Below are 24,020 nucleotides of genomic sequence, written 5' to 3' on the forward strand. Positions count from 1 at the left end.
GCCCGGTCCGGGCGAACGGTGTGTCGGTTCGGTGCCGGTTCGGGTGCCGGCTGAGCGCGCTAGGGAACGAGGATCGCGCGGCCCCGCACCCGGCCGGCGTCGAGATCGGCGACGGCCTCGACGGCCGCCTCCAGCGGGTAGGTCCTGGTGTGCAGCGTGACCTTGCCGGCCTGGGCCAGCGCCATCAGCTCGGCCAGGTCGTTGTAGGTGCCGACGATGTTGCCGATGATGTTGCGCTCGGTGGAGATGATGTCCAGGGTCGGGATCTGCAGCTGGCCGCCGTACCCGATGACGAAGTACGAACCGCCCGGCGCGGTCATCGCGAAGCCGTCCGCCTCGGCGCCCTGCTCGGCGACGAAGTCGAGTACGACGTTCGCGCCCGGGCCACCGGTGAGCTCCTGCACCGCCGCCACGTGTTTGCCGTCAGCAACGATCGTGTGGTCGGCGCCGAGCTGCTCGGCGAGCTTGAGCGCGTCCGGGTTGCGGTCGACCACGACGATCGTGGTCGCGGTCAGCGCGGCCAGGCACTGGATGCCGATGTGACCGAGCCCGCCGGCGCCGATCAGCACGCAGGTCGTGCCGGGGGACAGCAGCGGGATCGCCTTGCGGACCGCGTGGTAGGCGGTGATGCCGGCGTCGGCCAGCGCCGCGACGTCCTTCGGCTGCGTCGACGGGTCGAGCTTCACGCAGGCCCGCGCGGACGTCAGCAGGTACTCGGCCATCCCGCCGTCGCTGTCCAGGCCGGGGAACGTGCTGAACGCACAGTGCATGTCGTTGCCGGCCCGGCAGGCCTGGCAGAGCCCGCAGGTCGGGGTCGGGTGCAGGATCACCGTGTCGCCGACCTGCACGTTGGAGACGGCCGAGCCGACCTCGTGCACCCACCCGGCGTTCTCGTGGCCGATCGTGTAGGGCAGTGCCGGAGCCATGGCCTCGGCCCACTGGCCTTCGATGATGTGCAGGTCGGTGCGGCACACGCCGGCGCCGCCGATCTTGACGACCACGTCCAGCGGGCCCTTGACGCTCGGCTCCGGGACGTCCTCGACCACCGGTTGCTGGTGGTATCCGTGCAGTCGAACGGCCTTCATTCCTGGTCCTCCTCCTCACCCGCACCGGTCGTTCCGTATCGGTGTCGCAGCATGCCCCGGCAGATGCCGGTGTTGGCCTCGATACCGACTCTGGTGATCCGTGCCTTGCCCAGGTGCAGCGACACCGCGGCACCGGTGACCGGGTCACCGGTGCCAGGGTCGACGAGCAGCGGAGCGGCCGGATCGGTCCGCAGGCCCAGCTCGGCCCGCCGCCGGCACAGCCGGTCCAGCTGTGCCGACGGGGGCAGGTCGCCGAGCGTCATCGTCGCCAGTGCCGCCGGGTCGAGGCCGGCGGCGAGCAACGGCCGGCACACCTGGTCGGTGCCGGCCAGCACCGCCTTCGCGACGAAGGTACGGCGCAACTCGTCCAGCTCCTCGACGGCCTCGCCCTCGAACGAGGCCACGAAGCCGGCCCGGGCCGCCACCCCGGCGTTGATCGCCGGCGCGGCGAAGTGGTCCTCCAGCGCCACGTCGGCACTGCGGACCTCGGGCAGCGCCGAGACCACGTCGTACGCGTCGGCGACCATCAGGAACGCGAAGTTGGGCGCGCAGAAGTACGTCGGCAGCCGGAGCCTGACGACGACGTCACCGGCTGCCGACACGACGCACGACGAGACGAACCCCAGCGTCGTGATGGGCTCGTCGAGCTCCGGGTCCCGCACCGCGTCGAGCGCGGTGAGGACCCGGGACCGCTCCGCGACCGCGGCCGTCATTACTGGGTGACCAGCTTCGCGTCGTCCTGGGCGGCGGGCTCGGCGTGCTTGAGTTGCAGCTCGTCCGGCACCTTGATGTCGTAGAGCTTCGCCGCGTTCAGGCCGAGGATCTTCTTCTTGCCCTCGACGCCGAGCCGCGGGTAGTCCGAGAACTCCTCGCTGTCCGGGAAGTCCCAGTCGACGAAGCCCTCGACCTGCCACTTCGGCTCCCAGATGGCGTAGTCGCTGCCGAAGGTCATCTTGTCCTCGCCGACCCAGAACAGCAGCTCGCCCATCACCTTGGCGAAGAACCGCGGCCGGGCGTGCATCAGGCCGCCGATGACGACGGCCAGGCCGGCGTACACGTTCGGCTCCTGGGTCGCCATGAAGCAGAAGTCCTCGATCCGCGGCAGCCCGACGTGCTCGACGATGAAGTTGAGCTCCGGGAAGTCCGTCGCCGCGTGGTCGATGTCCGCCACGTCGAACGCGTCCTTGTCCAGCGGCCAGATCGTCGGGCCCTTGTGGACGTGGATGTTCTTGATGCCGAGCTCCTGCGCCTTCGCCAGGTAGGTGTAGGCCGCCGGGTCGGTCAGCTTGTAGCCGCGCGAGCCGGCGTTCCACTCGGCGGTGTACAGCTTCACGCCGCGGGACCCGTACCGGTCGACGTTGCGCTTCAGCTCCTCCAGCCCGGCGTCGCCGTCACGCGGGTCGAACCGGGTGTTGTGCACGAACATGCCCGGGTGCTTCTCACCCAGCGCGGCGTTGCGTTCGGTGGTGTTGAACCCGTCGCGGTACCACTCCTTCAGGTACGTCGGCTGGAAGATCGCGACGTCCACGTAGCCGTCCTCGAAGACGTCCTTCATCAGGTCGTCCTCGGAGTACTTCATGAACTTCTCGATCGGCCAGTGGGTCTGGCTCGGCGCCAGACCCATGTACGCGTGGAAGCACTCGATCCAGCCCTTCGCGTACTGCTCCTGGCCCGGCACCCAGTTGTCGGGTGAGGCGTCCCAGAAGTGCATGTGGCTGTCGACCACGAAGTACTTCTCGCCATCCTTCTCGTACACGGTCGCCTCCAGGTGTTGTCAGACGGCCCTGAGGTCGAAGCCGAGGTAGTCGGCCGCGTCCTCGGGATTCGCGACCAGGATCGTCCGGTCGTCGGTGTGGATCATCCGGCCGTAATGCGTCGACATGTTCTCCTCGAACTCGGCCTGGTCGAAGTAGCCCGGCTCCTCGCCCAGCGCCTCGGAGATCTCGTCGTAGACGACCTCCATCTTGCCGACCGCGTCGACCCTGATCATCGACGGCAGCGGCGTCAGGGTGACGTTGTCCAGTTTGCCCATGACCTCGGCGACGACCTCCCCGACCTGGTTGTTCATCAGGGTGAAACCGCACTTGTTGGACGCGGTGCTGTCGGACTTGAACGGGCTCTCTGCGGTGGTGAAGGTGGTGCTCACTGTGCCAGCTCCTTCGGCTCCTCGAGGCCGAGTCCGACGACGATGCCGCTGAAGCGGCTCTTCGCCCGGTCCAGCCCGTCTTCGAATCGGGGTGGCTTGGTGTCCGGTTGCGACCACAGCGGCTGCAGCGTCCGGGCCGCCTCGATCGCCCGTGACGTCCACTCGGACAGCCAGTCCTGCAGGATCGCCTTGTTGTGGTCGGCGAACTCCCGGTCCGCGGTCAGCAGCTCGAACATCGCCTTGGTGTAGCGCAGGTCGCGCTCGGCGAAGTCGTACTCCGCCGCGCCGATCACCGTCGGTGTCACGAAGTCGCCGTTGCCGGGGGCGGCCTGCTGGACCAGCTGGCTGCGGAACAGCTCGCCGACGAGCGGTTCGAACACGACGTTCGCGGCGAAGATCGCCTCGCACCAGTCGTCGATCGCGGTCAGCCGCTCGGCCAGGTCCCGCACTCCCTGCCAGGCCGGGTCGGAGTTCCAGGTCTCCAGGTGCGCGCTGCCGTCGAAGTCGTCGAGCTCCTCGGACAGGGTCAGGTTGTACAGCGCCAGGTCCTGCGCCGCGCGGATCCGGTGCATGCTGTTCACCGAGATCGCGTTGTTGTGCATGTTGGTCGGCGCCCGCCGGTTCGCGTTCGCGAACAGGTACAGGCCCAAGCCGTGGTCCACGTGCATCCAGGCACCGACATGCTGCTCGATGAACCGGACCCAGTTGCGGTTCCACTGGTCGAAGGCCTTGGTCGCCTTGGCCGCCTCGACGTTCTGGGTGACCTGGCGGACGACGTTGGAGTTGTACCGGTAGAGCGTCATCTCCCATTCTTCGTTCGGGTCCCGGAACTCGTGCCAGCCGAGCGCCGGCCACTCGTAGCCCGTGCCGCCCGTGCCTGGTCCGCGTTCCGGCTCCGGCCGGTCCGATCCCCACGCCTTCAGCACGGTCCAGTCCAGCGGGTAGCCGCCGCGGCCGTCGGAGAACCCGTACAGCCAGCCTTGGCTGAGGTAGTGCCGCGGATCCGGCTGCACCTCGACCGTGACGTCCTCGTAGTGGCTCTGCTTGCGCTTCTGCGGGGTGTAGTAGTTGTACCGGCGGGCCGTCGAGTCCGGGAACACCTTGGCGCCGGCCTCGGCATCGGTGAAGACCGGCTTCGGCACACTCCGTTCCTGAGTGGTGTCCTGTGTGGTCGTCATCTGTTCTCTGCCCCCATCGCCTCGGGATCACCGGCCTCGCCGGTGGTGGTGAACTTGTCGTAGAAGATGCGCTTCTGCGCGACGCCCAGCCGTTCCAGCAGGGGTAGCGCGGCCTCGACCATGGGCGGCGGGCCGCACACGTACGCGTCGGCGCCGGCCAGGTCGTCTTCGTGCCGGGCGACGACGTCGGTGATCAGACCGACCTCGCCGTCCCATTCGTAGTCGCCGGCCGGCTCGGACAGCGCCGGAACGTAGCGGAAGTTCGGCAGCGTGGTGGACAGCGCCCTGAGCTCCTCGTCGAAGCACAGGTCACGCCGGGTGCGCGCGCCGTAGTAGTAGATCGTCGGCCGGTCGATGGCACGCTCGGCCATCGACCGCAGCAGCGCCAGCACCGGCGCCATCCCGGCGCCGCCGCCGAGGAACACCAGCCGTGCGCCGGGGTTGTCGCGCAGCGTGAAGACCCCGAACGGACCCGTCAGGTCGAGCCGGTCGCCGACGGCCAGCCGCTGGTCCAGGTACGACGAGAACAGCCCGCCCGGATAGATCTTGATCACGAACTCGAGCAGGCCCCCGTCCCGGCTGGACGTGTTCGCCATCGAGAACGACCGGGTGGCCGCGGACCCGGGCACCGCGATGTCGACGTACTGGCCGGGGAAGTACTTCAGCTCGCCCGGCTCCAGCAGCCGCAGCACCAGGTGCCGCATGTCGTGCGTGACCGCGGTGTTCGCGACCACCTCGGCGACGCCGGTCTGGATCGGCAGCCCCGAGCGGATCATGTCCTCGTCGTAGTTGAGCAGCTCGATGGTCAGGTCCTCGTACGGGTGCGCCCGGCAGAGCAGCGTGTAGCCCTCGTCCAGCTCGTACTCGGGCAGCGCGAACGTCGAGTAGCGGTCCAGCTCGATGTCGTCGCCGTCGAGCACGAACGACTTGCAGGACGAGCACTGGCCCTCCTTGCAGCCGTGCATCAGCATGACGCCCTGCTCGGCCGCGGCGCGCAGGATCGTCTGCTCCTCGTCGACCTCGATCTCGATGCCGACGGGTTCGAACCGTACGACGTGCTTGTCGCCCATGGGCTCCTCACAGCTGCGTTGACAGGGAGGGGACAGGGGAGAGGACCGGGAGGGCAGACTGGCCCTGCCCTCCCGCGTGGCGGTACGCCGGTCAGGCGTCGACCGGAGCTCTTCCGGCCGGCCCGCCGCGGACGTAGCGGGCTGCGAAGGCCGTCCGCTCGTCGTCGGTCATCTCGTTCAGCAGCACGTTCGGGCTCTGCAGGGGCGGGCAGCGCCGCAGGTGGTCGAGCGTCCACATCTTGTCCGGGTTCAGGTCGAGATGCGGTTGCGCGGTCATCGTCTTGCCGTCGTCACGGACGAAGCCCATGTCCTTGACCACGTCGGCCCAGTTCCAGCCGTGGTACAGCGTCTCCCACTCGCGGTGGCCGATCAGCTGGCCCATGTTCGGCGTCTGCCGGCCCTGGTACGTCGGCCGGAACGCCGTCTCGTCGGTCCACTTGCACATCTCGTGGCAGTAGGTCCGCCACTGGCCGTCGACCTTCGCCATCACCATGTCCTCACGGACCAGGCACGGCACCATGCACGTCCAGCAGCGGTGCGGGTACTCGTAGTCCACGTCCTCGAACACGATCGGGTGGTGACCGTTCGGCACCGAGAGCCGGTTGTAGTTCTCCCACCACTTGCCGTACTTGTCGTACCAGCCGGGGTACTTGTACTCGAACCACTCGAAGTCCTTGTCGGTCATCGGGTCGATCCGCCAGTAGTTCGCCAGCCAGCCGGTGGCGAAGAACTGCGCCACCTCGTGCACGTACCCCTTGTTCCAGATCTGGTTCCAGGCCTCCTCGATCAGGTCGTGCGGGATCTCGAGTCCGTACTTCTCCAGCGGCACCAGGTAGCTGCGGTAGTAGTCGTCGTAGATCCACCGGCGCCACATCTCGGCGTAGCTCTCGCGGTCCTTGCGGCGGTCCTTGGTGCCGTACTCGATGAAGGTGCCGATCGCCGCGTCGACGACCCGGTGGTTGTTCCACCACGCGTACCGCAGGTCGCGGGCCAGCAGCTGGTGGTTGCCCTCGTCGGCCAGCGCCATCAGCAGGGTCGCGTACCCGTTGCTGATGTGCCGTGACTCGTCGGACTGCACCGAGTGGAACACCGTCGGCAGCAGGTAGTCGCCGTTCGCGGCCGCCTCGGCGGGCATCGCGACGAACAGCGTGTTGGTGAACGCGGTCTCGGCCACGATGGTGAGGTAGATGCTCGCCGCCGTGATCGCGTCACCGGTGATGAAGCCTTCCGCGAACTGCCGGCCGATGGTCCCGCAGTAGTCGTTCTGGAAGTTGCGCAGGCTGGAGTTGAAGCCCGCCGGGTCGATGTAGTTGTTCATGTACAGGCGCTTGAGGTTCTGCTGGATCGTCGAGTGCCTGACCTCGTCGATCATCTGGATCGCCTGGCCGTTGTGCAACTCGGGGTTCGGCACGGTCCGGAACAGCAGCGGCATCGCCCGGGCCGCCGAGATCTCCGGCAGCGGGATGATGCTCAGGAACAGCTTCTGCCATTCCAGCCAGCGTTCCTGGACCTGGCGGAACATGTTGCCCCGGATCGCTCCGTCCGAGGCGCCGTACACGCGGTGGTCCTTCTCTTCCTGCATCGGGAAGTAGGACCGCAGGACCTGCTTCAGCGGGTCCTTCTTCTGAGCCTTCTGGAACGTGTAGTCGGTCCCGTACTGGGAGACGGGCTCGTGGTACGCAGGCTCCCAGGACAGCTCCTGGATCTTCTGGTGGGCCTTGGCCACACTCTGGCGACTCATGGCTCTCCCTCCCGTGGCTGTGGCCGCCGGATCGGCCCCCGCCGCGTCGGGCACGCGCTGCCGGACGCGGCCGCGGGGCCGCGGGCGTGGGCCCTCGGAGGCGAGCCCACGTCTTGCTCGTAGTTGCAGTACATCGCCACCGCATTCGCCGGGAGGTCTCAAATTGAGACCCTCGCGGTCAGGGGTCGCCGAGCGCGGCCTTCCGGAGCTCGGCGAGCTCGGCCTTGGTGTCCTGCAGGGGCCGGGAGTCCGCCTGGACGGACGGCCGGATACCGAGCGCGACGAGCAGGTCGGCGGCGGCCGCGCCCGGATCGCCGGTCGTCCCGAGCACGGGATGCAGGCCGGCGTCGACGAGCTGGTGGAAGACCGCGTTCACGATCGTCCACGGGTTGTAGGTCTCGACGGCCGGAATGTCGTCGTCCATCCGGCACCACCTCCGCACTTCGCATCAGACGCCATCGCGGCCGCCGTGGCTGTCTCAATATGAGACAGTCACATTCCCGCCAGAGACTAGGCTCTAGATGGCGATGCCATCTGTCGGGAGGCCTCGTGGACGAAGTGGCACCTGAGTCAGGCGACAGCCGGCTTGCCCAGGCCCGGCTGCGGTTCCTGACGTACGACGCGTTTCCGCTCGGCGACGTGCGCCGACCGGTCCTGGCCTCCTGGGTGCGTTCCCAGCGGTGGAACCTCCCGGCCGACCGGATCGACCTGCCGTACGTCGCGGACCCCGATCTCGAGCTGCCGCTGGCGCGCAGCGCGACCCCGGTGCTGAGCCGGCTCTACGAGCATCTGGCCGGGCAGCCGATCAGCGTGATCCTCACCGAACGCAACGGGCTGGTACTGCGCCGGCTCACCGCCGACGCCCAGCTGAAGCGGCACCTGGACCGGGTCCACCTCGCGCCGGGCTTCAGCTACTCCGAGCAGTTCGCGGGCACCAACGGCATCGGTACGGCGCTCGAGCGCGGCGGGCCGATGCACGTGTTCGGGCACGAGCACTACGCCGAGGACCTGGAGGACCTCGCCTGTGCCGGCGTCCCCATCAAGCACCCGATCAGCGGCAAGATCGTCGGCGCCATCGATCTCACCTGCTGGCGCAAGGACGCCGGATCGCTGCTGATCACGCTGGCCAAGACCACCGCGGACCAGATTCGCGCGGCGCTGCTGCAGGACAGCTCGGCCCGGGAGCAGGAGCTGCTCCAGGAGTACCTGCTGGCCGGCCGCCGCTCCAATGACATGGTGCTCGCGGTCAACGACGACTTGCTGCTGATGAACGCCTACGCACAGCAGAACCTCGACGGCAGCGATCAAGCGGCCGTCCTCGCGCACGCCGCCGACCTGCTGGCCCAGGCCGCGACCAACTCCCTGTCGATCGAGCTTCCGAGCGGGCGACGAGTGCGCCTCACCTGCCGGCGGGTGCCTGAGGACGGACGGGAGACCGGCGCCGTCATCCAGCTCACCGAGCAGACTGCCGGCCGCGGTCTGACGAGTGTGACGGCGCACCGGCCGCCACCACGCCCGGAGCTGCCCGGGATCGCCGGCCGGAGCGCGCCCTGGCTTGCGACCAGCCGGGCCGTGGACAACGCCTACCGCGCCGGGCACTGGATCGTGCTCACCGGCGAGGCGGGGGCCGGAAAGGTGGCGCTGGCCCGGGCGGCCCACCAGCAGAACAACCCGGGTGGGTTGTTCCACCTGGCCGATGCCGCCGAGGCGTCGGACAGCTTCGCGGACGATCTCGAGGCCGAGCTCGCCGACGACACAGTCCAGGCGTTGGTCATCCGGCACGCCGAACGGCTGGGGCCGGCCCAGCTCGACGAGCTGGCCGGCGCCTTGCAGAGCGGAGTCGAGCAGCGCGGGTTGAACCCGCCGTGGGTCGCGTTGACAGTGACGACAGGAGCCTCGAACGGGACCGATCTGGGCGAACTGTTGACGTTGTTCCCCATCACCGTCGATGTGCCACCGCTGCGGCACCACATCGGCGATGTCCGTCAACTGGTTCCGTTCTTCCTGAGCCAGTTGAGCCACGGAGACCTGAGCTGCTCGCCGGACGCGCTGCACCAGCTGCTGCGGTCGGCCTGGCCGGGCAACACCGCGGAACTGCATCAGGTCCTGAAGCAGGTCGTCCAGCACCGGCGCCGTACCGGTGTCATCGTGCCGGCCGACCTGCCCGCCGAGCTGCAGGCGACCAGCCGCCGCAGCCTCAGCCAGCTGGAGGCCCTGGAGCGCGACGCGATCATCCGCAGCCTCCTCGACAACAACGGCAACCGACGCGAGGCCGCCCGGTCACTCGGGATGTCCCGAGCCACCATCTACCGCAAGATCCACGACTACGGGATCCGCTGACCCGCCATTGCCTGTGCCTCGAGGAGGCGGAATCCGCAGGACCTGGCGATGGAGGCTGCCTGCTGAGCCGAGGTGGGGTCGTTGCGCGCGGTGGCCAGGGCGATGAGTGCCTCGGCCTCGAGGTACGGGTACGTGCCGCGGGCGATCGTGAGGCAATCCTCGATCCACTCGATGGCAGACGGCGCGTCGCCGAGCGTCAGGTAGGCCTCTGCCACGGTCGACGCGGTCTGCGCCTGGGCCTTCCGGTCGCGGACGACGATCGCGAGGTGGTGCGCTCGGAGTGCCGCCTGTAGTGCCGCGGCGCCGTCTCCGCGCTGGGAGTAGAGCCTCGCCCACTCGTCCAGCGTGGACAGTTCACCCCTGAGGTACGAGCGGTGCCGGTAAGCCTCCTGTACGTCGGTGAGCAGGTCAGCCGCCTGGTCCGCGGCGCCCAGCATTCGCAGGGTGGTCGCCAGGTTGCCGCGGATGGTGAGCGCCGACATCTCGCGACCGGTCTCGTCGATCCGGAGCGCGGCGGTGAACAGGTCGGCTGCCTCCTGCGGTTCGCCCTGGTAGAGGCGTGTCATGCCGAGACCGTTGAGCGCGATGGCGCGGACGTGGCCGTCCTTCTCGTCGTCGGTCAACGCCAGGGCGCGGCGCATCCACCGCTCGGCCTCGACGAGGTTGCCGCGTTCCTGCTGAAGCCACGCGATCTGGTGCGCCAGGTAGGCGGCGCCTGTGGTCCAGCCGACGGCTACGGCGAGGGCGTGACCGGCGAGGCAGTCGGACAGGGCTTCCTGTTCGCGTCCGATCGCACCGAACGCCTGACCCCGGTTCATGAGCATGGCGGCATGCGCCTGGTGGTCATCGGAGGTCGAGGCGGCGGCCATCCCGGCTTGTGCTGCGCGTAGCCAGCCGTCGGCGTCCCGGCGCATCAGGAAGTATCCCCGGAGCTGGTCGACGATTCGCCACGACAGCTCCTGGTCCTCCGAGCAAGTCGTCACGGTTGCCAGCAACGCCGGGAGCTCGTCTTCAAGCCACTCGAGTGCCTTGCTCTCCGAGCTGAAGAACCTGGTCGGCTCGGGGTGGGTGGCCAGCCGCACGAGGTGGGGATTGGCCCAATCGATGGCGGCGGTCACCGCTTCGGCGTACCAGGCATGCAGTCTCCCTTGCGCAGCTTCCGCGTCGGGGTCGTCGGCGAGCAGCTGCCGGGAGTAGAGGCCGAGCAGGTCGTGGAACCGGTAGCGGTTCTTCGTCTGCTGCAGCAGCATGTTGGCGTCGAGGAGCTCTTCCAGGACGCGTTCGGCCGCGGCCGCCGGCACCGCGAGCAGGATGCCGGTGCTGTCGGCACTGAAGTCGTCGCCGGGGTGCAGACTGCACAGCCGGAAGGCGAGCTGGGCCTCGGAGCTCAGGTCGGCGTAGCTGAGCTGGAAGCTGTTGAGCACGCTGGATTCGCCGAGGCTGAGCTCGGTCAGCCGCCGGTTGCCGTCGTCCAGGCGGCGGGCCAGGTCGGCGACGGTCCACCCTCGTCGGGCGGCGAGTCGGGAGCCTGCGATCCGAAGGGCGAGCGGGAGGCGGCCGCACGCTTCGGCGAGTGCGGTCACACCGTCGGACTCGGCCTCGACGAGCCCATGCGTAGCCGCGATGGCGGTGATCAGCCGGATCGCGTCGTTCTGGGGGAGCGGCTCGAGGTTCACCACGCCCGCCGCGGCCAGGTCCGGCAGTCGCCGGCGGCTGGTGACGATCACGTCGCTGCGGCCGGCCCCCGGTAGCAGCGGCCGGACCTGGGCCGCGTCCTGCGCGTTGTCGAGCAGCACCAGGATCCGGCGGTCGGCGAGCTCGCTGCGGAGCAGTGCGGCGGCTTCGGCTTCGTCGGTTCCGACCCGGCGGGCGGGCACGCCGAGGGCACGGAGGAAGCGGCCGAGTACCTGGATCGGGGCAGGCGTGGCGGTCGTGGCGCTGCCGTGCAGGTCGGCGTACAACTGACCGTCCGGGTATTCCGCACGGAGGCTGTGCGCGGCGGTCAGGGCCAATGCCGTCTTGCCGACGCCCGCGATTCCGTTGATCAGGACGACCCGGGAGGACAGGGCAGCAGCGCCGGCGAGCGCCGTACGGATCGTCTCGAGCTCGGCCGCGCGGCCGACGAAGTCCGGTGGTGCGGACGGAACCTGCTGGACGACCGATCGCGGCGCTGGTTGTGCCGGAGTCCCATTCTGCTGCCGGAGTACGTCGAGATGGACCGCGCGGAGCCGCTCACCCGGATCGATGCCGAGCTGTTCGGCGAGCGCGGACCGGATCCGGTCATAGGCCGCGAGGGCCTCGGCCTGGCGGTCCGCTGCCGCCAGCGTCTGGATCAGCTCGACGTGCAGCGGCTCGTCCAGCTCGTGGTGCGCGGCGAGGTTTCGCAGTGGCTCCAGCGCCCGTTCGGGATCGCCGAGCTCGCGGGCCAGCTCGGCGAGAGCCCTGGCGGCGGCGGTGCACTCGTTGGAGAGGGCGACGTAGAGCGGGCTGGTGACCATGGACTCCACGTCCGTCGCGCCACGCCACAGCGCCAGGGCGTCCGCAAGCATCGTGAATGCCTCGTCCGGCCCGGCGAGTGCGGCCTGGGCGGTCAAACTGCGGAAGGTCAGCAGGTCGAGCTCGCTGTCGCCGAGTGCCAGCCGGTAGCCGGTGGGGCCGCCGGCGACCACGGTCTGCTCGTCGCCCTCCAGCAGCCTTCGCAACCGCGCGATCCGGGTGTGCAGCAGATTCGCCGCGTTCTCCGGTACGGCGCGCGGCCAGAGGAGATCGATGAGCTCGTCCTGACCGACTGTCGTACCTGCCGCGAGAGCGAGCTTAGCCAGCAAGGTGCGTTGTGGACCGGAGTTGACGGTGACCGGGACGTCGCCCTGCCAGACTTCGAGCGGCCCGAGGATCGCGATCCGCACCGGCCCGGCGACGCCTGCGGTCGCACCGGTGCCCGATCGGCTCGCCTTCGCGGCGGCGTGCAGTTTCACGGCATCCCGTCGATTGAGCGCGAGGGCGGTGGTGATGGCCTCGATCGACTCTCGCTTCGGGCTTCGGGTCCGGCCCTGTTCCAGGTCGCGGATCGCGCCCGCGCTGAGCCCGGCCTGCTCAGCGAGCTCCCGCTGCGTCATCCCGCCGTCCTGCCGAAGCACCCGCAACAACGCCCCGAACCGCTCCGCAGATCTCCCGGACACGAAGAGCATCCTACGGACCCCGAGGAGCTCAGCCCGGCCTGATGCCGTACCGCTCACGTACCTGACCGACAGTTGGAACGCCGTTGAAACCCAGCGCATTCGCCCCGACGACGATCGCTCTGTCCTCGGTTGCGTACTCCTGCGGGGTCGCCCACCCGTCCTCGAGCCCAGGTGCTGCGGCGAACGCCCGCAGCACCGCCTCCATCACCCCCGCGGCCTCGTCCTTGGTGGCAGCCTCGACCACCAGTTGCCCGCGCTGCCAGCCGCCGCCGAAACCGAAGTTGCAGTCCCACTCCGCCGAGGTCACGCCGGGGACCGACGTCGCCGCCGCGCGGAACGCCTCCTCGCAGTCGGTGGCCTTTCCGGGCGAGCACGCCGTGACGGCCAGCATCCCGAGCGTCGACGCAAGAACAGCGGGTAACCACCGCATCTGCTGGATCACTCCTCGATCGTGTCTTGGCGGCAACAAGGGTAGTTGTTGTCTTCGGCATCGGTCTGCCCGTAGTCGGCCCGTACTTCGGCGGGCGGGTTTCAGGCTGCGGGGGCTGTTGCGACCGGATTGGTCGGCCTGCGGGATCGTACGGTCGCCGTCGTGAATCGTCATGTGGACCCGGCGAGCGTCCTGGGTGAGCAGGTCGCCAAGCGAGTCGAGCCGTTCGGGAACGGGGATCGGTACGTGCGCGCGGGGGAGTGGGCGCGGGCCCTGGCCTGGCTGGTGGATTTCCTGGTGGTTGCCCTGGGCATGGGCATTGGCGTGGTTGCCGTCGCGTTGGTGGACCTCCAGTTCGACCTCGGCAATGGAGCGTTGACGCTCGCCCTGTTCGGGCTCGTGGTCGGGTCTCCGCTCGGGTACGGATTGTTCTTCGGCAACGGCCGGGCCTTGGGCGGTGTCCTGGCCGGGACCCAGGTCGTCCGGCTGAAGGACGGCGGCCGGCTGGGCTTCCGGGCGCCGTGGGCGATGGTGGTCCGGATCTTGCTGCTCCCGCTCCTGATCGTCGGCGTGCTGCTCGGCACGCTCGGCGGCGGCGGAGGATCCCCGCCCGGCTCCTTCGTCAGGGGCAGCCTGGACGTCGACGCCACCCGTCGGCTCCGGGCATCACTTCACGCAGTTCCCAACTCGAACTAAGGATCTCTTCTGATGCGTAAATCGATCGTGGCCGCCGCAACGGCGCTGGCCGTCTCCGCGGCCGGAATCGTCGTCGCGGCCCGGCCCACGACCGCGGCGGTCGGCGACGTGCCGGCGGACTGCAGCGTGTTCACCACGGCGTACCGCTCCGACGGACAACGTCTCACCTATGTGTACGACGGTGGGACGACCAGCACCTCGGAGTACGCCAACGACAATCTCGGCTGGGTGCCGACGTCGTACCAGCAGATCGGCGCCTCCGGTGACGACACCGTCTTCCGCACCACCGGGTACGCCGCTCGCGCGGGCTCGGATCGGCTGTTCAAGGTGACCCGCGAGGGCCACCTGATCGACGGATCCTGGCGCATCATGGCGATGAGTGCCAGCCACATCGGGGTCGGATTCGCCGGAGCCCGCATCCTCGCCTCGGCGTCGCCGTACCTCTATCACGTGGCGGGCACCTCGCTGTACCGCTCCACGGAGAGCTACGTGAATGGTGTGCTGACGCTGTCGACACCGGTGAAGCTGGCCGGCAAAGGCTGGGACACGGTCAACACGCTGGTCTACGAGCGCAGCGGCGGCACCGGTACGGCGGCCGTCGACGTGCTGATCGGCACGAAGGCCAACGGCGAGCTGAAGGAGTGGCGGATCAACCGGGCCACCCCGACGACGATCAGCTCGAAGGTCCTGCGGTCGACCGGCTGGGGAGCCTTCACCACCCTCAGCACCGGCTCCTGCGACGCACACCCCGACGGCAGGGCGCTGCTCGGAATCACCGCCACCGGCCGGGTTTCGGTCCACTTCGACGCCAAGAAGACGGACGGCATCGGCACCGACATCAACTGCGGCTCGCTCGGCTCCCTCGGCTGGACCGCGAAGGCCTACGGGCAGTAGCCCGGTTCGGTCTGCGTGCACCCGGACGCCTCGGCTCCGAACGGTTCGGCATACTGGGATCGGTATACCAATGAGGCTGGGAGCGTGATGGCGCACAGCGGTGGGTTCGAGTCCGAGGCGGACCGGGTGACCCGGCGGTTGCGTGACGAGATCCTGGATGGCGTGCGCGGTCCCGGCGATCGACTGGTGGAGCGTGACCTGGCCGACGACCTCGGCGTGAGCCGGGTCCCGGTCAGGGAGGCCCTCAAGACGCTCGTCACGGAGGGGCTGGTCACGCTGCGGCCGCGGTCGTGGGCGGTGGTCCGGGAGTTCACCGATACCGACATCGCCGACCTGAGCGAGGTGCGGGCCGCGTTCGAGCCGTTGGCGTTCCGGTTGGCGGCGGAACGCCGTACCCGTGAGGGTTTGGAGCGGCTCAAGCGCGCTCTGGATCAGCAACTCGAAGCGGTGCGAGCGAACGACGCCGTGCGGGCCCGGCGGGCCGCGGGCGACTTCCACGAGATCGTGACCGAGCTGGCCTCGAACGACCTGCTGGTCGAGATCGAGCGCCCGCTGCGCAGCCGGATGCGCTGGCTGCTGGCCCAGCACGACGACCTCGCCGCGGTCGCGGAGCAGCACCGAGGCCTGTACGCCGCCATCGCAGGTCGCGATGTGGTCGAGGTTGAGCGTCTGGTCACGGAACACCTGGCCACCTCGCACGAACTCCAGCGAAGTCGGCTCCGGTAGTTTGGTATACCATTTGCGGCATGACTTCGTTGCTGCTTGCCAACGTCCGCCCATGGGGTGGCGACCCGGTCGATCTACACATCGCCGACGGCGTGATCACGGCGGTGCTGCCGACCGGCGGTGACGGCCCGGCGGGGGAGCGCGTTGACGGTCGCGGTCTGCTCGCGCTGCCCGGCTTCGTCAACGCGCACGCACATGTGGACAAAAGCTGGTGGGGTCAGCCCTGGGTCTCGTACGGCGGCGAGCCCACGACCCAGGGGCGGATCGCACACGAACGGGCCGAGCGGGCGAAGTACGGCATCCCCAGTGCAGCCGGCGCCACCGCGGTGCTGCGGGAGTTCCTCAGGCACGGTACGACGACGACCCGCACCCACGTGGACGTCGACCTCGGGGTCGGTCTCCGTGGCATCGAATGCGTCCGCGAGGCCGCTGCCACCCTCGACCACGCCGTCGCCATGGAGATCGTGGCGTTCCCGCAGGACGGCGTACTGCGGCGACCCGGAGTCATCGACCTGCTCGACCAAGCGGCTTCCGAGGGCGCGACCAGCATCGGCGGTCTCGACCCCGCGTCGATCGACCGCGACCCGGTCGGCCAGCTTGATGCCTTGTTCGCGATCGCCGAGCGGCGCGGGGTCGGGATCGACATCCACCTGCACGACGGCGGCGAGCTCGGCGCCTTCCAGTACGAGCTGATCATCGAACGCACTCGCTCCACCGGGCTGGCCGGCAAGGTGAACGTGTCGCACGGGTTCGCCCTCGGCGAGCTGTCGCCGGCCCGCCAGGATCAGCTGGTCGAACAACTCGGCGAAGCCGGCATCTCGTGGACGACGGTCGCCCCGGTCCGGTCCGCGCCGCTGCCGTGGCGCGCGATGCAGGAGGCGGGAGTCGCGATCGGTCTGGGTACGGACGGCATCCGCGATCTGTGGTCGCCGTACGGTGATGGTGACCTGCTTCGGGTCGCCCTCGGGTTCGCTCGGCTGCACGGTCTTCGCACGGACGAGGAGCTCGAGTACGCCGTCCGACTTGCAACCAGGTTCGTCGACCACGATGGCGGCACGTTGGCGCCCGGCGCGCGGGCGGACGTCGTACTGATCGATGCTCAACATGCGCCCGACGCGTTGGTCCGGGCTCCGCGGCGTGAGCTTGTGGTGGCCGGCGGGCGGATCGTCGTCCGCGACGGCGAGCTTGTCGGCTGAGCCACCGTTGCTCAAAACCAGTCGCGCGCCTGCCGTGGTCGGCCAGGCGCTGGGATCGTTGCGCGAGAACCGGCCGTTCCGGCTGCTGTGGTTCTCGAACCTCTTCTTCTTCGGCGGTGTCTGGACCCAGACCTTGGTGCTCGGCTGGCTCGCCTACGAGACCACTCGGTCCGATCTGCTCGTCGCGGTGTTCGCTGCTGCGCGACTCGCGCCGTTGCTGCTGGGGCCGTTCGCCGGTGCGGTCGCCGATCGCCACAACCGGGTACGACTGCTGGTCATCGCGTGCTCGTGGGCGCTCGTCACGGGCAGCGGGGTTGCTGCGCTGACGTCGCTGGACAAGGCGCCGTACTGGGTCCTGCTGGTCGGTGGGCTGGCGGTCGGTCTTGCGCAGTCGCCGTCCCAACCGGCTCGTGCCTCGCTGGTTCTCGACCTGGTCGGGCGGCGCAACCTCAGCAACGCGAACGCCCTGAACTCGATGGCGCTGAACATGACCCAGGTCATCGGCCCGGCGATCGGCGGCCTGATGATCAGCGGGCTGGGTGCGGCGGCGGCGCTGTGGATCTCCACCGTCTGGTACGCGATCTCGCTCGCCATGCTGCTGCCGTTGCGCGGTCTTGGGCACGTGACTCACGAGCACGCCGAATCGGCGGTCCGGATGGTCGTCGGCGGGCTCCGCGCGATCGTTCGGAACCGCCTCGCCAGATCGGTCCTGCTGGTCACGCTGGCGGCGAACATCTTCCTGTGGCCGATCTATCAGGCGTTCATGCCGGTCTTCGCGCACGAGTCGCTCGGCCTCGACGCCGCCGGGCTCGGCTGGTTGCTGACCTGCGGAGGTGTCGGCGGGCTGCTCGGATCGGTAGTGATCGCGGCGCTGGGCGACTTCCGCTGGAAGGGAGCGATGTTCCTCGTCGGCACCGCCTGCTGGGGAACCCTGTGGTCACTGTTCGCCCTGTCGACGAACCCGGCGACGTCGTTCCTCCTGATGGGCGGAATCGGCGTGATGAGCGCAGCCTTCGGCGTACTACAGACGACCTTGCTCTTGATGACCACCGACCCACACCTCCACGGGCGCGCCCTAGGCGTCCAGGAACTGGCCATCGGCATCATGCCCCTGGCATCCCTGGTCCTGGGTGCCCTTGCCAACCACTACGGCGTCGCCCTCACGACCTTCGCCAGCGCCCTGCTCCTCGTCGCCTCGACCCTCACCCTCACCGTTCGAACCCCCCAACTCCTGCGCTACGGCGTGTAGCGGGCGACGAGGGTGTCCATCGCTTCGTCGATGCTTGAGTCGATGCGGCGGCGGGTGGCGTCTTCGTCGTACCAGGTGATGATTTCGCGGGCGCCGGTTTCGAAGGGGATGGTGGCGACGTAGTCGGGGACCACCTGGCGGAGCTTGGTGTTGTCGAAGACTGCGGAGTGAGTCTTGTCGCCCAGGAGGCCGGCTCCCCAGCCAGGGTGTACGGCGGCGATCGCGTCCGAGGGGACGTGGACGATCTGGGCCTGCGTGCCGGCAGCGGTGGCTAGTGCGTTCGCGATCTGGTCCCAGGTGAGGACGTCGTCGGAGGTGATCTGGAAGGCCTCGCCCAGGGTGCGTGGGTGGCCGAGCAAGGGGACCAGTCCGCGGGCGAAGTCGCGGTGGTGGGTCAGGGTCCACAACGAGGTCCCGTCGCCGTGCACCACGACGGGCTGGCCGCGGCGCATCCGTTCGACGATCGTCCAGCCGCCGTCGAACGGGACCAGCGTGCGGTCGTAGGTGTGCGAGGGCCGCACGATCGTGACCGGGTAACCCTCCTCGCGGTACAGCGCGGTCAGCAGGTCCTCGCAGGCGATCTTGTTGCGCGAGTACTGCCAGAACGGGTTGCGCAACGGCGTCGACTCGGTGATCGGCAGCCGGTTCGGAGGCGTCTGGTATGCCGAAGCCGAGCTGATGAACACGTACTGGCCGACGTGTCCCCGAAAAGCGTCGGTGCGAGCCCGCACGTGATCGGGGGTGAACGCGACCCAGTCGACCACGACGTCGAAGTCCTGGCCGGCGAGAGCGGCCAAGGACGGCGGATCGTCGACATCGGCGGTGAGCTGCTTCGCCTCCGGCGGGAGTTGGCGGACCGAGGTCTGGCCCCGGTTGGCGACCGTGAGGTCCAGCCCGAGTTCGACGGCTCGCCAGGAGCAGGCCGAGCTGATGATTCCGGTTCCACCGAGAAAGAGAACGCGCATTCGGGCCACTCCAGGCGGGAGATGTGTAAGGTCGGCGTAGTTCAGAACTTGGAGAATGATAACAGTTGGGCCATCCTGTCCTTACAAATGGAGGTGCGTTGTGAGCAGTCTCGAGGGCCGCGTCGTCCTGATCACCGGCGCCGGTGGTGGTATCGGCTCGGCGACCGCTCGTACCGTCGTGACCCAAGGCGGGCATGCGCTGATCCACGACCTCGCGGGACCCGCGCTCGACGCCCTCGCCAAAGAGCTCGGTGACAGCGCCACGCCGCTGGTCGCCGACCTCACCGACCTGGTGGCGGCCAAGCAGCTCTGGTACGACGCTTGGTCCGTCAAGGGCCACGTCGACGTCCTGGTCAACAACGCCGGCGCCTATCCGCCCGCTCCGCTGGACGCCCCGCTCGAGGAATGGCTGAAGGTCTGGGACTTCTCGCTCGACCTGCATCTCAAGGCGCCCGCGGTCCTGTGCCGCGAGGCGGTGACGGCGTACGCCGGACGCGACCGGGGCGGCATCATCATCAACCTGGCGTCGCGCGCAGCGTTTCGCGGCGAGGACCCGGAGTACTGGCACTATGCGGCAGCCAAGGCCGGGGTCGTTGCGATGACGCGCACGATCGCTCGGCAGTACGGCCGCCAAGGTGTGACCGCCTTCGCAGTCGCCCCTGGGTATGTGGACACCGACCTGAACGAGCACTTCCGTGACACGGTCGGCGTCGAGGTCGCCGCGGAGCAGACCGGCCTGGGGGAGGTCGCGCAGCCGCAGGACGTCGCCAACATCATCGCGTTCCTGGCGAGCGGTCTGGCGAAGCATGCGACCGGCACCACGATCGATGTCAACGGAGCGTCGTATGTCCGTTGACACCAGCAGGGCGCGGATGAGTGCGGAGCTGTTCGTCAACGGGACCTGGACCGCAGGCAAGGCCGGCCGCCTGGACAATGTTGACCCAGGCAACGGCCGAACCGTCGGCGCAGTGTCGTTGGCGAGCACCGAGCAGGTGGCGGAGGCGATCGCGGCAGCCGAGGCTGCTTTCGCAGCGTGGTCCGCCACGCCGGCCGCGGCCCGGGGCGACATCCTGCGGCGAGCGGCAGGCCTGCTGGCGGATCGTGTCGAGGAGGCCACCGCGACGATCCTGCTGGAGACCGGGAAGACGGAGGCTGACGCCCGCGGTGAGATCGGCCGGGCCGTGGAGACGCTGCGCTGGAACGGTGAGCAGGCCGGCCGGGTGCAGGCCACGATGTTCCCGGGCGTCGCTGCCGGCTCACGCCGTACGTCGATGCCGACACCGCTCGGCCCGGTCGCGGTGATCACGGCCTGGAACTTCCCGGCGGTGCTGGCCACCCGCAAGCTCGGCGCTGCTCTCGCGGCCGGCTGCACGGTGGTGTTCAAGGCGTCGGAGTTCGCTCCGGCCACCGCGCGACTCGTCGTCGAGGTGCTGGCCGACGCGGGCCTTCCGGCCGGCGTCGTGAACCTGGTCTTCGGTGATCCGCAGGCGGTGTCGGAACAGTTGACCTCGTCCTCGTCGATCAAGGCATTGTCGTTCACGGGGTCGACGGCCGTCGGGAAGGCGTTGGCCGCGCAGGCGGCGCCGAACCTGATCCGCACCGTGCTGGAGCTGGGCGGGCATGCTCCCGTGCTGGTGCTGGACGACGCCGACGTGGATCACGCGATCGCCACGACTGCGGCCGCCAAGTTCGGTTCGGCCGGGCAGTCGTGCGTTGCGCCCTCGAGGTACTTCGTACACGAGTCCCGCTACCGGGAGTTCGTCGACAAGCTCACGGCCAAGGCGAAGTCCTACGTCCTCGGGCACGGCACCGAGGAGGGAGTCACGCTCGGCGCGGTCGCGCATCAAGGGCGTGTGGACGCTTTGGTCCGCCTCACCCGCGACGCCGTCGATCATGGGGCCGTCATCACCACTGGCGGCAGCCAAGCGGCCCGTGACGGGTTCTACTTCGAGCCGACGATCCTCGCCGGACTTCCACTCGACTCCAAGGCCACGATCCTCTCGGAAGAGCCGTTCGGCCCGATCGCGACCGTCTCCTCGTTCAGCACGGTGGACGAGGCGATCGATGCAGCCAACGCGGCGCCGTACTCGTTTGCGGCGTACCTGTTCACGGACAGCATGGCCGTGCGCGACGACGTCGTACGGCGACTGAACGCGTCGAACATCGGTGTCAACCAGTTGGCTCCCTCGCTGCCCGACGTACCGCTGGGTGGCCTGGGCAACTCCGGCTACGGCTACGAAGGCGGGATCGAAGGCATCCTCGCCTTCACCCAGCTTCGCCTCGTCTCCGAAACGCATGTCACCAGGGGAGAATCCCATGCTCGCCGATAACCACTCCTCCCTGGCGCACGTCCGCGACGTCGCCGCGACGACGCGTGAGCCCTATGCACTCGACGCGATCGACCTGGCCCTGCTGAAGATCCTGCTGGCCGACTGCCGTGCGTCGCAGCGCCAGATCGCCACCATGCTCGGCGTGTCCGCCCCCACCGTCGGTGAGCGGATGGCGCGACTCGAGCGCAACGGCGTGATCACCGGGTACCGCGCCCAGGTCGACTGGTCGGTGGTCGGCTACGGGCAGGTCGTGTTCCTCTCCATCGAAGCAGGCCCGGGGTACGACGTCGCCGCGATCATGGCCGCCCTCTGGGAACTGGCCGAAGTCGAAGACGTCACCCTGGTCACCGGAGACCTCGACCTCCTGATCCGCATGCGAGTCCGCGACTACGGCGAACTACGCACCATCCTGATGGACCAGATCTGGCGAATTCCAGGCATCCAACGCACGGCCACCCTCCTGTCCGTAGCCGACATGCCCCCCAAGGACTTCGGCCCCGCCCTCCTCACCAAACTCGACCAGGCAATCGCAGACTGACCGCGACCGGGGGATCGGCCAGGGCGTTCCACGGGCGCGACCGGGCTCGCCGGGGCGCGACGGTTGATGCCTACCCAAGTTCGGGAAGGGCGTGCTGCCATGGCTACGGACGACGGTGTGTGGGACGACTGGGTGCGTACCTACTTCGAGCGGGTCTACCGTCGCGCCTACCGCCTCACGGGCAACAGGCAGGATGCGGAAGACCTGGCGCAGGACGTCTTCGTCCGGGTGTTCCGGTACGTCTCGGCGCCCACGCCGGCGCTGCTGCATGTGATCACCACGAACCTGTTCATCGACCGGGCCCGGGCCAAGCGACGGATCAGGTGGGACCGGCTGGCCGACAACGACCAGCTGCCGGCGAGTGGCGAGGCCCCACCGCCGCAGATCGTCGAGGACCGCATCCTGGCGAGCGACGTGGTCGCGGCGCTGCAGGGGCTGTGCCCCGAGTACCGGGCCGTCGTGGTGCTCCGCGACATCGAGGGTCTGACCTACCGGGAGATTGCGTCAACGCTCGGCCTCAAGATCGGGACCGTGCAAAGTCGCATCCACCGCGGCCGCGCCGGGCTGCGGCACGCGCTCCCGCACCGGGCACCTCGCCAAGCTGCCTGATCAGGCTGCCTCAGCGGGCGGCGTTGAGTCCGTTGTCGCCGAGGAAGTCGGCGGCGACGGCCGCGGAGGATTCCTTGTCGACCTCGACGCGCTTGACCAACGTCTTGAGGATGTCCGTGGTCAGCTGAGCGCTGACCGCATCGAGCGTCTGCGTCACCTGCGGCGTCGCACTGGCCTCGGTGATCAGCGGGACGACCGCCTCGGACTGGATCAGGCCGCGCGGGTCGGTCAACGACACGAAACCGTTGGTTGTGATCGCGGATGCGGTGCTGAACAGGTTCGCGCAGTCGACCTTGCCGTCCCGGAGTGCCGCGACTGTCAACGGGCCCGACACGTCCAGCGGCTGGAACTTGGCGAACACGACGCCGTACACGTCCTTGAGGCCCTTGAAGCCGAAGCCCTCCCGCTGCGGCAACTCGGGCGGCCCGCCGAAGACCAGCTCGCCACTGACCGGGGCCAGGTCCTCCAGGCTGGTCAGGCCATGCTTCTCGGCGACAGCACGGGTGCAAGTGACCGTCTCCTGGTCCTGTGCCTTCGATGGCTTCAGCAACCGCAAACCCTTCGGCAGCGTCGCGTCGAGCTTGGAGACCTGTTCGCTGGTACCGGTGGCGCTCGCCTCGCCCTTGGACAGGTAGTTGAGCAAGGCGCCGGTGTACTCCGGCACGACGTTGATCTCGCTCCTCTCCATCGCCGGGAACAGCACCTCGCGGGACCCGATGTTCAGCTTGGTGCTCACCTCGAAGCCGGCTGCGCTCAGCGCACCGGCGTAGATCTCGGCGAGCAGCTCGTTCTCGGGGAAGTTGGCCGACCCGACGGTCAACCGGGGCCGCTGACCTGCCTCGCCGCTCGAGGAGTCGTCCGGTCCGATGACGCCGACCACTGCGTCGAGGACAAGCAGCACACCGACCAGAGCCACCACGAGCAGGACCAGCAACTTCTTCTTCATGGTTTCTCCTTGAGGCTGACGGAGCCGAGCAGGTATCCCGGCATCCGGCGACGCGGGCCGGCGGTGGGATCGAGGCGCCGTTGCAGGACGGCGAGGAGTCCGTCGAGCCCGAGTGCCAGGCCGGTGATGAGAAGCGCCCCGCCGGTGATCTGTGCGAAGTCGCGGTTGGCGTAGCCGTCGATGATGTAGCGGCCGAGCCCGCCGAGTCCGACGAAGGCAGCGACGGTCGCGGTCGCGACGACCTGAGCGGTCGCTGAACGCAGCCCGGTGAGGATCAGCGGTACGGCGAGTGGCAGCTCGACCCGGCGGAGGACCTGGGGACCGGTCATGCCCATGCCGACCGCCGCCTCCCGCGAGCCAGGGTCCACCGAGCGCAGCGCTGCATCGGTGTTCAACAGGATCGGCGGCAGTGCCACGAGCACCAGTGCCACGAGAACGGGCCAGACCGACAGCGGTTCGAGCTGGAACACCAGGACCACCACGCCCAACGTGGGGACGGCCCGCCAGTACGTGGCGACCGTGGTGGTGGGAAGACTGCCGCGACCGAGATGCCCGGTCAGCAGCCCCAGCGGTACGGCGATCGCGGCGGCGATCAGCACCGAGACGGCGGAGTAGATCACGTGCTCCAGCAGGCGGACCGGGATGCCGTTCGGTCCCGACCACATCGCGGGATCGGTGAGCCAGTCCAGGCAGGCCTCCATG

Annotated in this window: 23 protein-coding genes; 10 read left to right on the forward strand and 13 right to left on the reverse strand. The window is 68.9% G+C overall.

From position 1 onward, the window contains the following. Positions 1-59 precede the first annotated feature (59 nt). The 8 genes from AB0H36_RS22955 to AB0H36_RS22990 form a co-directional block, all read right to left on the reverse strand. Positions 60-1,085, reverse strand: a complete 1,026-nt coding sequence (locus tag AB0H36_RS22955) for an NAD(P)-dependent alcohol dehydrogenase (protein WP_360526741.1) — start codon at positions 1,083-1,085, stop codon at positions 60-62. After that, the gene (locus AB0H36_RS22960) at positions 1,082-1,798 is read right to left on the reverse strand and encodes an iron-sulfur cluster assembly protein (RefSeq protein ID WP_360526744.1); all 717 of its coding nucleotides are present in this window, start codon (positions 1,796-1,798) and stop codon (positions 1,082-1,084) included. The genes AB0H36_RS22955 and AB0H36_RS22960 overlap by 4 nt, the downstream gene beginning before the upstream one ends. Then, the gene (locus AB0H36_RS22965; RefSeq protein ID WP_360526747.1) at positions 1,798-2,841 is read right to left on the reverse strand and encodes an amidohydrolase family protein; all 1,044 of its coding nucleotides are present in this window, start codon (positions 2,839-2,841) and stop codon (positions 1,798-1,800) included. Before AB0H36_RS22965 ends, AB0H36_RS22960 begins: the two co-directional genes overlap by 1 nt. Before the next feature lie 18 nt (positions 2,842-2,859). Further along, positions 2,860-3,231: a propane 2-monooxygenase effector subunit MimD gene (gene mimD, locus AB0H36_RS22970; RefSeq protein ID WP_360526750.1), complete on the reverse strand. Its 372-nt coding sequence runs from the start codon at positions 3,229-3,231 to the stop codon at positions 2,860-2,862. After that, positions 3,228-4,409, reverse strand: a complete 1,182-nt coding sequence (locus AB0H36_RS22975; protein ID WP_360526753.1) for a hypothetical protein — start codon at positions 4,407-4,409, stop codon at positions 3,228-3,230. Before AB0H36_RS22975 ends, mimD begins: the two co-directional genes overlap by 4 nt. Then, positions 4,406-5,479, reverse strand: a complete 1,074-nt coding sequence (locus tag AB0H36_RS22980; protein WP_360526756.1) for a 2Fe-2S iron-sulfur cluster binding domain-containing protein — start codon at positions 5,477-5,479, stop codon at positions 4,406-4,408. The genes AB0H36_RS22975 and AB0H36_RS22980 overlap by 4 nt, the downstream gene beginning before the upstream one ends. A 91-nt stretch (positions 5,480-5,570) precedes the next feature. Then, the gene (locus AB0H36_RS22985; protein ID WP_360526759.1) at positions 5,571-7,220 is read right to left on the reverse strand and encodes a hypothetical protein; all 1,650 of its coding nucleotides are present in this window, start codon (positions 7,218-7,220) and stop codon (positions 5,571-5,573) included. 178 nt (positions 7,221-7,398) lie between these two features. Then, positions 7,399-7,644 carry a hypothetical protein gene (locus AB0H36_RS22990; protein WP_360526762.1) on the reverse strand — a complete coding sequence of 82 codons (246 nt, stop codon included), beginning with the start codon at positions 7,642-7,644 and terminating at the stop codon, positions 7,399-7,401. Between the two features lie 125 nt (positions 7,645-7,769). Here AB0H36_RS22990 and AB0H36_RS22995 point away from each other — a divergent pair, with 125 nt between their 5' ends. Beyond that, positions 7,770-9,560 carry a GAF domain-containing protein gene (locus AB0H36_RS22995; RefSeq protein WP_360526765.1) on the forward strand — a complete coding sequence of 597 codons (1,791 nt, stop codon included), beginning with the start codon at positions 7,770-7,772 and terminating at the stop codon, positions 9,558-9,560. Here the strand turns inward: AB0H36_RS22995 and AB0H36_RS23000 are convergent. Both AB0H36_RS23000 and AB0H36_RS23005 read right to left on the reverse strand, forming a co-directional pair. Next, complete coding sequence (locus tag AB0H36_RS23000) at positions 9,545-12,739, reverse strand: BTAD domain-containing putative transcriptional regulator (RefSeq protein WP_360526768.1); 3,195 nt, start codon at positions 12,737-12,739, stop codon at positions 9,545-9,547. The genes AB0H36_RS22995 and AB0H36_RS23000 overlap by 16 nt on opposite strands. Positions 12,740-12,767: 28 nt before the next feature. Beyond that, positions 12,768-13,169, reverse strand: a complete 402-nt coding sequence (locus AB0H36_RS23005; protein ID WP_360526771.1) for a hypothetical protein — start codon at positions 13,167-13,169, stop codon at positions 12,768-12,770. A gap of 162 nt (positions 13,170-13,331) precedes the next feature. Between AB0H36_RS23005 and AB0H36_RS23010 the strand changes: the two genes are divergently transcribed. From AB0H36_RS23010 to AB0H36_RS23030, 5 genes are all read left to right on the forward strand, one after another. Further along, positions 13,332-13,865, forward strand: a complete 534-nt coding sequence (locus AB0H36_RS23010; RefSeq protein WP_360526774.1) for an RDD family protein — start codon at positions 13,332-13,334, stop codon at positions 13,863-13,865. A gap of 12 nt (positions 13,866-13,877) precedes the next feature. Beyond that, positions 13,878-14,759: a tachylectin-related carbohydrate-binding protein gene (locus tag AB0H36_RS23015; RefSeq protein ID WP_360526777.1), complete on the forward strand. Its 882-nt coding sequence runs from the start codon at positions 13,878-13,880 to the stop codon at positions 14,757-14,759. An 87-nt stretch (positions 14,760-14,846) separates the two neighbouring features. Then, positions 14,847-15,485: a GntR family transcriptional regulator gene (locus AB0H36_RS23020; protein ID WP_360527001.1), complete on the forward strand. Its 639-nt coding sequence runs from the start codon at positions 14,847-14,849 to the stop codon at positions 15,483-15,485. 20 nt (positions 15,486-15,505) lie between these two features. Further along, the gene (locus AB0H36_RS23025) at positions 15,506-16,681 is read left to right on the forward strand and encodes an amidohydrolase (RefSeq protein ID WP_360526780.1); all 1,176 of its coding nucleotides are present in this window, start codon (positions 15,506-15,508) and stop codon (positions 16,679-16,681) included. Positions 16,682-16,688: 7 nt separating this feature from the next. Next, on the forward strand, positions 16,689-17,930 hold the full coding sequence (locus AB0H36_RS23030) for an MFS transporter (RefSeq protein ID WP_360526783.1): 1,242 nt from the start codon (positions 16,689-16,691) through the stop codon (positions 17,928-17,930). Here the strand turns inward: AB0H36_RS23030 and AB0H36_RS23035 are convergent. Continuing rightward, the gene (locus AB0H36_RS23035) at positions 17,918-18,895 is read right to left on the reverse strand and encodes an SDR family oxidoreductase (protein WP_360526786.1); all 978 of its coding nucleotides are present in this window, start codon (positions 18,893-18,895) and stop codon (positions 17,918-17,920) included. The genes AB0H36_RS23030 and AB0H36_RS23035 overlap by 13 nt on opposite strands. 100 nt (positions 18,896-18,995) lie before the next feature. Here AB0H36_RS23035 and AB0H36_RS23040 point away from each other — a divergent pair, with 100 nt between their 5' ends. The 4 genes from AB0H36_RS23040 to AB0H36_RS23055 all read left to right on the forward strand — a co-directional run bounded on the left by AB0H36_RS23040 (position 18,996) and on the right by AB0H36_RS23055 (position 22,372). Then, positions 18,996-19,751 carry an SDR family oxidoreductase gene (locus tag AB0H36_RS23040; RefSeq protein ID WP_360526789.1) on the forward strand — a complete coding sequence of 252 codons (756 nt, stop codon included), beginning with the start codon at positions 18,996-18,998 and terminating at the stop codon, positions 19,749-19,751. Beyond that, positions 19,741-21,225 carry an aldehyde dehydrogenase family protein gene (locus tag AB0H36_RS23045; protein ID WP_360526792.1) on the forward strand — a complete coding sequence of 495 codons (1,485 nt, stop codon included), beginning with the start codon at positions 19,741-19,743 and terminating at the stop codon, positions 21,223-21,225. The genes AB0H36_RS23040 and AB0H36_RS23045 overlap by 11 nt, the downstream gene beginning before the upstream one ends. Next, positions 21,212-21,763 (forward strand): Lrp/AsnC family transcriptional regulator, encoded by a 552-nt coding sequence (locus tag AB0H36_RS23050; protein ID WP_360526795.1) that lies wholly within the window; start codon positions 21,212-21,214, stop codon positions 21,761-21,763. The genes AB0H36_RS23045 and AB0H36_RS23050 overlap by 14 nt, the downstream gene beginning before the upstream one ends. A gap of 99 nt (positions 21,764-21,862) precedes the next feature. Continuing rightward, positions 21,863-22,372, forward strand: coding sequence for a sigma-70 family RNA polymerase sigma factor (locus AB0H36_RS23055; protein ID WP_360526798.1), 510 nt, complete (start codon positions 21,863-21,865; stop codon positions 22,370-22,372). 10 nt (positions 22,373-22,382) lie between these two features. Here AB0H36_RS23055 and AB0H36_RS23060 read toward each other — a convergent pair whose 3' ends face one another. Together AB0H36_RS23060 and AB0H36_RS23065 are read right to left on the reverse strand one after the other, a co-directional pair. Then, complete coding sequence (locus tag AB0H36_RS23060) at positions 22,383-23,318, reverse strand: ABC transporter substrate-binding protein (protein ID WP_360526801.1); 936 nt, start codon at positions 23,316-23,318, stop codon at positions 22,383-22,385. After that, entirely contained in the window at positions 23,315-24,019 is a 705-nt protein-coding gene (locus tag AB0H36_RS23065) for an ABC transporter permease (RefSeq protein WP_360526804.1), read from the reverse strand. Before AB0H36_RS23065 ends, AB0H36_RS23060 begins: the two co-directional genes overlap by 4 nt. Position 24,020 lies beyond the last annotated feature (1 nt).

The organism is Kribbella sp. NPDC050820 (assembly GCF_040653975.1).
Lineage (GTDB): Bacteria > Actinomycetota > Actinomycetes > Propionibacteriales > Kribbellaceae > Kribbella.

What these genes read in the sequence shown, in the direction of transcription:
- AB0H36_RS22955 (WP_360526741.1), bottom strand. Translation starts at nt 1,085, where the DNA reads ATGAAGGCCGTTCGACTGCACGGATACCACCAGCAACCGGTGGTCGAG.
- AB0H36_RS22960 (WP_360526744.1), bottom strand. Translation starts at nt 1,798, where the DNA reads ATGACGGCCGCGGTCGCGGAGCGGTCCCGGGTCCTCACCGCGCTCGAC.
- AB0H36_RS22975 (WP_360526753.1), bottom strand. Translation starts at nt 4,409, where the DNA reads ATGACGACCACACAGGACACCACTCAGGAACGGAGTGTGCCGAAGCCG.
- AB0H36_RS22980 (WP_360526756.1), bottom strand. Translation starts at nt 5,479, where the DNA reads ATGGGCGACAAGCACGTCGTACGGTTCGAACCCGTCGGCATCGAGATC.
- AB0H36_RS22985 (WP_360526759.1), bottom strand. Translation starts at nt 7,220, where the DNA reads ATGAGTCGCCAGAGTGTGGCCAAGGCCCACCAGAAGATCCAGGAGCTG.
- AB0H36_RS22990 (WP_360526762.1), bottom strand. Translation starts at nt 7,644, where the DNA reads ATGGACGACGACATTCCGGCCGTCGAGACCTACAACCCGTGGACGATC.
- AB0H36_RS23005 (WP_360526771.1), bottom strand. Translation starts at nt 13,169, where the DNA reads ATGCGGTGGTTACCCGCTGTTCTTGCGTCGACGCTCGGGATGCTGGCC.
- AB0H36_RS23015 (WP_360526777.1), top strand. Translation starts at nt 13,878, where the DNA reads ATGCGTAAATCGATCGTGGCCGCCGCAACGGCGCTGGCCGTCTCCGCG.
- AB0H36_RS23020 (WP_360527001.1), top strand. Translation starts at nt 14,847, where the DNA reads ATGGCGCACAGCGGTGGGTTCGAGTCCGAGGCGGACCGGGTGACCCGG.
- AB0H36_RS23025 (WP_360526780.1), top strand. Translation starts at nt 15,506, where the DNA reads ATGACTTCGTTGCTGCTTGCCAACGTCCGCCCATGGGGTGGCGACCCG.
- AB0H36_RS23035 (WP_360526786.1), bottom strand. Translation starts at nt 18,895, where the DNA reads ATGCGCGTTCTCTTTCTCGGTGGAACCGGAATCATCAGCTCGGCCTGC.
- AB0H36_RS23045 (WP_360526792.1), top strand. Translation starts at nt 19,741, where the DNA reads ATGTCCGTTGACACCAGCAGGGCGCGGATGAGTGCGGAGCTGTTCGTC.
- AB0H36_RS23050 (WP_360526795.1), top strand. Translation starts at nt 21,212, where the DNA reads ATGCTCGCCGATAACCACTCCTCCCTGGCGCACGTCCGCGACGTCGCC.
- AB0H36_RS23055 (WP_360526798.1), top strand. Translation starts at nt 21,863, where the DNA reads ATGGCTACGGACGACGGTGTGTGGGACGACTGGGTGCGTACCTACTTC.
- AB0H36_RS23060 (WP_360526801.1), bottom strand. Translation starts at nt 23,318, where the DNA reads ATGAAGAAGAAGTTGCTGGTCCTGCTCGTGGTGGCTCTGGTCGGTGTG.
- AB0H36_RS23065 (WP_360526804.1), bottom strand. Translation starts at nt 24,019, where the DNA reads ATGGAGGCCTGCCTGGACTGGCTCACCGATCCCGCGATGTGGTCGGGA.